General features: G+C 59.6%; 2 protein-coding genes. Both read left to right on the plus strand.

The features are described 5' to 3' along the window. Nucleotides 1-999, plus strand: a 999-nt coding sequence (locus tag V6C16_RS13810) for a UDP-N-acetylmuramoyl-L-alanyl-D-glutamate--2,6-diaminopimelate ligase (RefSeq protein WP_333543500.1), incomplete at its 5' end; no start/stop codon positions are given. Further along, on the plus strand, nucleotides 990-1,175 hold a 186-nt coding region (locus V6C16_RS13815), incomplete at its 3' end, for a Mur ligase domain-containing protein (RefSeq protein ID WP_442886239.1). The genes V6C16_RS13810 and V6C16_RS13815, both read left to right, overlap by 10 nt.

Genomic DNA, 1,175 nt, shown 5'->3' on the forward strand with positions numbered 1-1,175 from the left:
GATGCCCTGAGCGTGCACGCCATGCTGGCCGCCATGGCCCGGGACGGCGTGGATGTGGCCGTGATGGAGGTTTCCTCTCACGCCATCGACCAGCAGCGGGTGTGCGGCGTGCCTTTTTCCGGCGCGGCCTTCACCAACCTGAGTCAGGATCATCTTGACTACCACAGGGATATGGAAAGCTATTTTCAGGCCAAGGCCAGGCTTTTTCTTGAGCTGCCGCGCGCGGACAAGTCAATGGCCGTCAATGCCGACGATGCCTGGGGCCGCCGTCTGCTGGAACTGTGTCCCACGGCACTTTCCTTCGGCCTGCAAAAGGGCGCGCCCAACAGGCGGCATTTGTGGGGAGAACTGCTTTCTTCCACCACAAAAGGCTGCCATCTGCGCATGAGCCTTGAAGATATGCAGTGGGAACTGCGCTCACCCCTTGTGGGGGCCTTCAATGCCTCAAATCTGCTTGCAGTGCAGGCCGTGGCGCTGGAAATGGGTATTGATCCCGAAGCCTTCAAGGCTTTGGAAAGCTTTACGGGGGTCAGTGGCAGGCTGGAACGTGTAGAAAATCCGCAGGGGCTTAATATTTTTGTGGATTACGCCCACACGCCCGACGCGCTTGAGAATGTTCTTAAAGCTTTGCGTGATGCCGGTTTTGAGCGCGTGATCACGGTTTTCGGCTGCGGCGGCAACCGTGACCGCAGCAAAAGACCCGTCATGGGCGAAGCTGTGGCCCGCTGGTCGGACGTGGCCGTGCTGACCTCGGACAATCCGCGTTTTGAAGACCCGGAAGCCATCCTCAAGGATGTTTTGCCTGGCCTTGCCAATGCCAGAGAGGTGGTGGTCGAGGTTGATCGCCGCCAGGCCACATCCCGGGCTTTGGGCATGCTCGGCCAAAAGGACGCTTTGCTTATTGCGGGCAAAGGGCATGAGGATTATCAGATTATTCAGGGCGTCAAACACCACTATAGCGATCAGGAAGTGGTGCGGGAGATACTCCGGTGCGCCTGACCATAAATGAGGCGGCGACTTGTCTGGGATCGCCCATCACCTTGCCCGAAGCGGAAAACGCCGTCCTGACCGCGGCCGTGACTGACAGTCGCGAGGCAGGGCCGGGAGCGCTTTTTGTCTGTGTACCCGGCAGCAGGGTGGACGGACACGATTTTGCCGCAGCGGCCGTAGGGCAG

The sequence above is a fragment of the Desulfovibrio sp. 1188_IL3213 genome, from assembly GCF_036763145.1.
In the GTDB taxonomy this organism is placed as follows: Bacteria; Desulfobacterota; Desulfovibrionia; order Desulfovibrionales; family Desulfovibrionaceae; genus Desulfovibrio.